Source organism: Polaromonas sp. P3_C2 (assembly GCF_056402675.1).
In genome coordinates, this window is record NZ_JBFUGX010000150.1 from 1 (window position 1) to 7,702 (window position 7,702).

General features: G+C 63.1%; 9 protein-coding genes. 3 read left to right on the top strand and 6 right to left on the bottom strand.

Going from position 1 to position 7,702, the window contains the following annotated elements:
- The 3 genes from AC1DWI_RS08540 to AC1DWI_RS08550 all read left to right on the top strand — a co-directional run.
- The coding region (locus AC1DWI_RS08540) for an NAD(P)/FAD-dependent oxidoreductase (protein WP_477724672.1) at positions 1-1,180 on the top strand (1,180 nt) is incomplete at its 5' end.
- Positions 1,180-1,800 carry a flavin reductase family protein gene (locus AC1DWI_RS08545; RefSeq protein ID WP_477668922.1) on the top strand — a complete coding sequence of 207 codons (621 nt, stop codon included), beginning with the start codon at positions 1,180-1,182 and terminating at the stop codon, positions 1,798-1,800. The genes AC1DWI_RS08540 and AC1DWI_RS08545, both read left to right, overlap by 1 nt.
- Before the next feature lie 43 nt (positions 1,801-1,843).
- Positions 1,844-2,512: a ProQ/FINO family protein gene (locus AC1DWI_RS08550; RefSeq protein ID WP_477668418.1), complete on the top strand. Its 669-nt coding sequence runs from the start codon at positions 1,844-1,846 to the stop codon at positions 2,510-2,512.
- Positions 2,513-2,544: 32 nt separating this feature from the next.
- Here the strand turns inward: AC1DWI_RS08550 and lepB are convergent, their stop codons facing one another.
- The 6 genes from lepB to AC1DWI_RS08580 form a co-directional block, all read right to left on the bottom strand.
- On the bottom strand, positions 2,545-3,213 hold the full coding sequence (lepB, locus tag AC1DWI_RS08555; protein ID WP_477668419.1) for a signal peptidase I: 669 nt from the start codon (positions 3,211-3,213) through the stop codon (positions 2,545-2,547).
- 62 nt (positions 3,214-3,275) lie between these two features.
- Positions 3,276-4,151: a protease HtpX gene (gene htpX, locus AC1DWI_RS08560; RefSeq protein ID WP_477668420.1), complete on the bottom strand. Its 876-nt coding sequence runs from the start codon at positions 4,149-4,151 to the stop codon at positions 3,276-3,278.
- 97 nt (positions 4,152-4,248) lie between these two features.
- On the bottom strand, positions 4,249-4,983 hold the full coding sequence (locus tag AC1DWI_RS08565) for a DUF3025 domain-containing protein (protein ID WP_477668923.1): 735 nt from the start codon (positions 4,981-4,983) through the stop codon (positions 4,249-4,251).
- Between the two features lie 53 nt (positions 4,984-5,036).
- Complete coding sequence (locus AC1DWI_RS08570) at positions 5,037-5,819, bottom strand: NYN domain-containing protein (RefSeq protein WP_477668421.1); 783 nt, start codon at positions 5,817-5,819, stop codon at positions 5,037-5,039.
- A complete protein-coding gene (pyrC, locus tag AC1DWI_RS08575) occupies positions 5,819-6,898 on the bottom strand; it encodes a dihydroorotase (RefSeq protein WP_477668422.1) in 1,080 nt (359 codons plus the stop codon). The genes AC1DWI_RS08570 and pyrC overlap by 1 nt, the downstream gene beginning before the upstream one ends.
- 95 nt (positions 6,899-6,993) lie before the next feature.
- A partial coding sequence (locus tag AC1DWI_RS08580) for an amino acid ABC transporter ATP-binding protein (protein ID WP_477724673.1) occupies positions 6,994-7,702 on the bottom strand: 709 nt, incomplete at its 5' end.

Sequence of the window (7,702 nt, forward strand, 5' to 3'; positions counted from 1 at the left end):
CTTTTCCGACGGCAAGCTCTACAGCCAGATCAAGGACCCGCGCCACCTGGGCCGCAAGGTGATGAACGAATTCGTGAAAGCCGGCGCGCCCGCCGACATCCTGTTCGAGGCGCATCCGCACATCGGCACCTTCAAGCTGGTGAAGGTGGTCGAGAACATGCGCGCACAGATCGTCGCGCTGGGCGGCGAGATCCGTTTTGAGCAGYGCGTGACCGACGTGCTGATCGAGGACGGCCCGCAAGGCAAACAGCTGCGCGGCCTCACGGTACTGGACCAGGCCACMGGCCAAAGCCACGAGATGCGCGCCGACCAGGTGGTGATGGCGCTGGGCCACAGCTCGCGCGACACCTTCGCCATGCTGTACGAGCGCGGCGTATACATCGAGGCCAAGCCTTTTTCCATCGGCTTTCGGGTCGAGCACCCACAGGGCATCATCGACCGCGCGCGCTGGGGCCGCCATGCCGGTCACCCCTCACTGGGCGCGGCGGAATACAAGCTGGTGCACCACGCCAGCAACGGCCGCTCGGTCTACAGTTTTTGCATGTGCCCAGGCGGCACGGTGGTGGCCGCCACCTCGGAGCCCGGCCGCGTGGTGACCAACGGCATGAGCCAGTACTCGCGCAACGAGCGCAACGCCAATGCCGGCATCGTGGTGGGCATAGACCCGCGCGACTACCCCGGCTTCGAGGCGGGCGACGCGCTGGCCGGCATCGCACTACAGCGCCAGCTCGAATCACACGCGTTTGTATTGGGCGGCAGCAACTACCAGGCGCCGGCGCAGCTGGTGGGTGACTTCGTGGCGGGCCGCCCCTCGACCGCGCTGGGCAGCATCACTCCGTCCTACAAGCCGGGCGTGACCATCGGCGACCTGTCGTCTGCCCTGCCTGCGTATGCGATCGAGGCCATGCGCGAAGCCTTTCCCGTGTTCGGCAAAAAAATCAAGGGCTTTGACACCCACGACGCGGTGCTGACCGGCGTGGAAACGCGCACTTCCTCGCCGATCCGCATCAGCCGCGGCGAAGACCTGCAAAGCGTCAACGTGCGCGGCCTCTACCCGGCCGGCGAAGGCGCCAGCTACGCCGGCGGCATTTTGTCGGCCGGCGTGGATGGCATCAAGGTTGCGGAGGCCCTGGCGCGCAGCGTGCTGCAGGATGCCGAACAACAACGGATGGCCGCGTGATGGGCCAGGACTTTCACTACTACGAGCCCTCGAAAGGCCACGGCCTGCCGCACGATCCCTTCAATGCCATGGTGGGGCCACGCCCCATTGGCTGGATTTCGTCGCAGGACGCCAGGGGCCAGCTCAACCTGGCACCCTACAGCTTTTTCAATGCCTTCAACTACACGCCGCCCATCATCGGTTTCGCCAGCATTGGCGCCAAAGACAGCCTGCACAACATCCGCGAAACCGGCGAGTTCGGCTGGAACCTGGCAACGCGGGCGCTGGCCGAGGCCATGAACCGCTCCTGCGCGATGGTGCCGCCCGAGGTCAACGAGTTCGAGCTCGCCGGCCTCACGCCCGTGGCCTCGCAACGCATTGCCGTGCCGCGCGTACAGGAAAGCCCGGTTTCTTTTGAGTGCAAGTTAACCCAAATCCTGCAGTTGCAGGGCGCCAACGGCGTGCCGGTTCCCACCTGGCTGGTCCTGGGTGAAGTCGTCGGCGTGTACATTGCAAGGCATCTGCTCAAAGACGGCATTTACGACACGGCGGCTGCCGAGCCGATTCTTCGCGGCGGTGGCCCGGCCGATTATTTCGCCGTCACCCCCGACAACCTCTTTCGCATGTTCAGGCCCCGCTGAGCTTTCTGAACACCCCGCCACACCATCTTTTCACCCCATACACATGACCGAAACCACCACACCCTCCCCACGTGCCAAACGCCCCCGGCCGGCCAACCCGCAGCAGCAACAGCAGCGCCCACGCGAAGTCCACCCCGTGCTGGAAAAGCTGTTCGAGCTCTACCCAAAAATGTTCGGCGCACAGTTCCTGCCGCTCAAGCTGGGCGCTTTCCAGGACCTGCTGGCGGAAAACCCCGAAGCGTTCAAGCGCGACGAACTGAAAGTGGCGCTGGGCCTGCATGCCCGTTCCACGCGTTACCTCGAATGCGTGGCGGCCGGCCACCCGCGCCACAACCTGCAGGGCGAGCCCGTCGAGCCGGTGGCGCCCGAGCATGTGCACCACGCGATCATGGAGGTGTTCCGGCGGCGCCAGGCGCGTTCAAAGGAAGACCTGCGTCCCAAAGTGCGTATGCGCCTCATCGAGGCCATTGAAGCATCCGGCTTGAGCCGCGAAGAGTACGCGGAATGCACCCGCACGCAGGATGAGGTGTCGAACACCTTGCAGGAGGAGGCTTTTGCGGAGATGGCCGAGCAAACCGCCAAACGCGAAGCACTGATGCGCGCCTTTGAGGCCAGTGGGAAAACGGCGGCGGAATTTGCCGAGATGTACGGTCTGGACCTGGCGGAAGTGGCACAAGCCATAGAGCGGGTACAGCGAAGCCGCCAGGCCTGAGGCTCCCACTGCAGCCTCAGTCAATCAGCAAATCAATAGAGCGAGCGGCCGAAACGCTCAAAGCGGGGTTGCCACTTCTCCAGGATGTCCGCCGACACCAGGATCCGCTCAGCACGCCCGATCAGCAGGTTACGCGGCACCAGGCCTATGTAGCGCGAATCTGCGCTGTTGTCGCGGTTATCACCCAGCATCAGGTACTGATCAGCGGGAATCGTGATCGGTCCCCAGCTGTCCTTGGCCTTCACACCGGCCAGCCACTGGATTTCATGTTGCTCCTGGGCTGTGGCTTCCTTCACGTGCGTGGCCACCAGCACGCCAACCGGCCCGGCCGGCTCCAGTACCGTGTCCAGCGCCTCATAGCGGGCTGACAGTCCGTTGATGATGAGCACCTTGTCGCGCATTTCCACGACGTCGCCCGGCACAGCCACCAGCCGCTTGATCAGACGGACACCATCCACCGGCGAGGAAAAAGTGACGACGTCGCCGCGCTGCGGATCGGTGGTGCGCGCCAGCACGGTATCGGTCAGCGGAATCTTGACGTTGTAGGCCAGGCGGTTGACGAAGACGACGTCGCCTTCAAGCAGGTTGGGCCGCATGGAGCCCGAGGGAATGGGGTTCCAGTCCGCGATTGCGGTACGGAACAGCCCGAACAACAACAGCAACACCAGAAAACTGCGGTTCTGCCTGATCCAGCTTTTCATGTTCGCGCTCCTTGAAATTTCATGAAAAAAAAAGGCGCCCTGTGCGGGGCGCCCTTTGGTGCTTAGGCCTGGCCGTTCTGCAAGGCCGCGATGCGCTCTTCAATCGGCGGGTGCGTGGCAAACAGCTTGCCGATGCTGCCGGTAATGCCCATGGCTTCCACGGCCTTGGGCAGTTCGCCGGGCTGCATGCCGCCCAGACGTGCCAGCGCGTTCATCATGGGCTGGCGGCGGCCCATCAGCTGCGCGGCGCCGGCGTCGGCACGGAACTCGCGCTGGCGCGAGAACCAGGCCACGACGATGGCGGCGGCAAAACCGAGCACGATGTCCAGCACGATGGTGCTGACGTAGTAGCCGATACCGGGGCCGGAATTGCTGTCGCTGCCGCGGCGCAAAAAGCTGTCGACGGCGTAGCCGATCACACGCGAGAGGAAAACCACAAAGGTGTTCATCACGCCCTGGATCAGCGTCATGGTGACCATGTCGCCGTTGGCCACGTGGGCGATCTCATGGCCCAGCACGGCTTCGATTTCTTCCTTGGTCATGCCTTGCAGCAGGCCGGTGGACACGGCCACCAGAGACGAGTTCTTGAATGCGCCGGTGGCAAAGGCATTGGGCGCGCCTTCAAAAATGCCGACTTCGGGCATGCCGATCTGGGCCTTGTCGGCCAGCTTGCGCACGGTCTCAACAATCCAGGCCTCGTCGGCATTTTGGGGCGACTCGATCACCCGCACCCCGGCGCTCCATTTGGCGACGGGTTTGCTGATCAGCAGCGAGATAAAGGCACCGCCGAAGCCCATGATCAGCGCAAAGCCGAGCAGCGCGGTCAGGTTCAGCCCGTTGGCCGTGAGGAAGCGGTTGACGCCAAGCAGGCTGGCGACAATGCCCAGCACCACCACGACAGCAAGGTTGGTCAGGACAAACAGAAAAATACGTTTCATGGGTTCTCCGTGGGGTCGGTAAAAAAAGCCCGCCTTGCGCAGGATATGAGGGCTTGCCAGCGCAGTTCAAGCTGTGCCGCAAGCCCGTGGCTGATTTCTATCTGTTGTTTTGCAGCCGTGGCGGTCGGAATACAAGGGAGTCATCATAAAAGGAAAAGTTCTCGTTCCCGGGCCACCAGCCGGGCACGCCCAGCACCGGCAAAGGGGAAAARGGCTTGCCGGCCAGCTTGTCAGCGCTCAGATCCGCGGCAATCCAGTGGTCCAGATCTGCTATTGAATTGATAGCTGCTTGCGCCCGGTACACATGGGCTGTGATCGGTTTTCGTGGATAAATCAGTTTCTCCAGCAGCGCATGGCCAAACAGCACCAGCCGGGCTTGCTGCCAGAGTGGGCGCAAACCCACAAAGAGCAGCTGCCAGTCCCGCGCCGCCAGCGCGTCCCACAAGGGTTGCGGCGCCGACAGGAAAGCAGCGTTCTCGTCAAAGAGCGTCAGCGCGTCGCGGACTGGGCCGCGCACCTGTTGCACGCCGGCCTGCGCGATTTCCGCAGCCTGCAACTGGTTGAGCTTCTTTTTGGTTTCGGGGAACTGCATCCAGCACAGGCCATTGAAAAAATCATGCGGCCCTTCGCGGGTCGGGCATTCACCTGTCCTGAAAATAAAGCTCTCGTAGGCCTCGCCGGCGGGCAATGCGCTTTGGGGAACAAAGCGCATCGGGGCACGCTTCTCGGCATTCAGGGCCTCGTGCAGCGCAGTGCCCGCCGCTACGGCCTGGGCCACACGTTCGCCGGGCTCCTGCCAGGGTTGCAGCCAAGGCTGGTTCCATGCCGGCATCGGCAGGGCCGGCGCTGGCTGCAGGGCTGCAGCGACTCGCACCTGCAGGCCCCCTAGGCCCGGGCCGACTTGTTCAGTCGCTTGTCGCGCACTGCGACGGTGGACTTGCCTTCGTCGGCGATGTCAAACAGCTGGGTGGCCACCAGCAGCTTGGTCAGCGTGGCATAGCCGTAGTTGCGATGGTCAAACGAGGCCTGGTTGGCGATTTGCGTCCCTACAGCACCCACGCGCGCCCAACCCTCGTCGTCGGCTGCGGCCTGGACGGCGTTGCGCAGCAGCATGACCAGCTTGGCGTCCTGCTTGAGCTGGGCGGGTGTTGCCCTGAGGGGCGCGGCGGCAACCGCCTCGCCATCGTCACGGCTGTCTCCGTGAGCACTGCCCGCCGCATCACTGACGGCGATGGGGCGCAGCTTGTCAAGGAACAGGAATCTCGAACACGCATTGACAAATGGCTCCGGCGTTTTCTGCGCGCCAAAGCCGTAGACCGCCGCGCCCTTGGCGCGCAGGTGCATGACCAGCGGCGTGAAGTCTGCGTCCGACGAAACGATGCCAAAGGCATCGGGCCGGTCGGTATAGAGCAGCTCCAGCGCGTCGATCACCATGGCCATGTCGCTGGCGTTCTTGCCTTTGGTGTAGTCGAACTGCTGCATGGGGCGGATGGCATGCTCGTGCAACACCTCTTCCCAGCCCTTGAGTTCATTCTTTTTCCAGTTGCCGTAAGCGCGGCGGATGTTCGTTTCGCCGAAGGTCGACAACTCGTTGAGGATCAGGTCGATCTTGGACGCCGGCGAGTTGTCGGCGTCAATGAGCAGGGCAACGCGCGGCTTGTGGTCCATCAGGGGCTTTCTGAAGTGTGCAGTTTCCAGGGCAGGTTTTCACCTGAGCGCAAAGGCTTGAGCTCAGCCTCGCCGAAAGCAAAGCTCTCGGGCGGGTGCCAGCTTTCCTTTTTCAGCGTGATGCGGCCGGTATTGCGCGGCAGGCCGTAAAAATCGGCACCGTTGAAGCTGGCAAATGCCTCAAGCTTGTCCAGTGCGCCGGCCGCATCAAAGGCTTCGGCGTAGAGCTCCATGGCGGCGTGGGCGGTGTAGCAGCCTGCGCAGCCCGTTGCGTGCTCCTTGAGGTGCGCGGGGTGCGGTGCGCTGTCAGTACCCAGGAAAAAGCGGTTGTTGCCGCTGGTGACGGCTTCTACCAATGCCAGGCGATGCGTCTCGCGCTTGAGCACCGGCAGGCAGTAGTAGTGCGGCCGAATGCCGCCCGTGAAAATGGCATTGCGGTTGTAGAGCAGGTGGTGCGCGGTGACGGTCGCCCCCGTGAACTGGCCGGCATCACGCACGTAATGGGCGGCTTCGCGGGTGGTGATGTGCTCAAACACGATCTTCAGCTCAGGGAAATCGCGGCGCAGCGGAATGAGTTGCGTATCGATAAACACGGCTTCACGGTCGAACAAGTCAATGTCGGATGACGTGACCTCGCCGTGCACCAGCAGCAGCACGCCTTCTTTTTGCATGGCCTCCAGCGTTTTGTAGGTCTTGCGCAGGTCGGTCACCCCGGCATCGCTGTTGGTGGTGGCGCCGGCCGGGTATAGCTTGAGCGCCACAACACCGGCGTCTTTCGCGCGCTTGATCTCATCGGGTGGCAGGTTGTCGGTGAGGTAGAGCGTCATCAATGGCTCGAACTGCACGCCGGCCGGCACAGCGGCCTGGATGCGCTCCCGATACGCCGCCGCCTGGGCGGCCGTGGTCACCGGCGGGCGCAGGTTGGGCATGATGATGGCGCGGCCAAACTGTGCGGCCGTGTGCGGCACCACGGTGTGCAGGGCCTCGCCGTCGCGCACATGCAGGTGCCAATCGTCGGGCCGGGTAATGGTCAGAGCGGAGGTCAGGATGGAGGCGGGTGTGCGGGTGGCTGAAGTCATGGCCTGAATTGTCGCATTGGTCGCACCACCCGCCCATCATGAGCCGCCATGAAAAAAGCCCCGGAATTCGGGGCTTTTTTTGGAGCGCAGGGCTTTCAGTGCGCCAGGATCTTGTTGAGGAAATCCTTGGTGCGCGCCTGGCGGTTTTCCGGGTGGCTGAAAAACTCGTCCTTCGAGCAGTCTTCCAGAATCTTGCCGCCGACATCCATGAAAATCACGCGGCTGCCCACTTTTTTGGCAAAGCCCATTTCGTGGGTCACCACCATCATGGTCATGCCCTCGACGGCCAGGCCCATCATGCAGTCCAGCACCTCGCCGACCATTTCCGGGTCCAGCGCGGAAGTGGGTTCGTCAAACAGCATGGCGATCGGGTCCATGCTGAGCGCGCGGGCGATCGCCACACGCTGCTGCTGGCCACCGGAGAGCTGGCCGGGGAATTTATCCTTGTGCGCCATCAGGCCCACGCGATCCAGGTATTTGAGGCCGTGCTTTTTGGCTTCGTCGGGCTTGCGGCCCAGTACCTTGACCTGCGCCAGCGTCAGGTTCTCGGTCACGCTCAGGTGCGGGAACAGCTCGAAATTCTGGAACACCATGCCGACGCGGCTGCGCAGCTTGGGCAGGTCGGTCTTGGGGTCATGCACAGCCTTGCCGTCGACAAAGATCTGGCCCTTCTGGAAAGGCTCCAGCGCGTTGATGGTCTTGATGAGGGTGGATTTGCCCGAGCCCGATGGGCCGCAGACCACAACAACTTCACCCTTCTTGATGCTGGTGGTGCAGTTATTGAGAACCTGCACTTCACCGTAC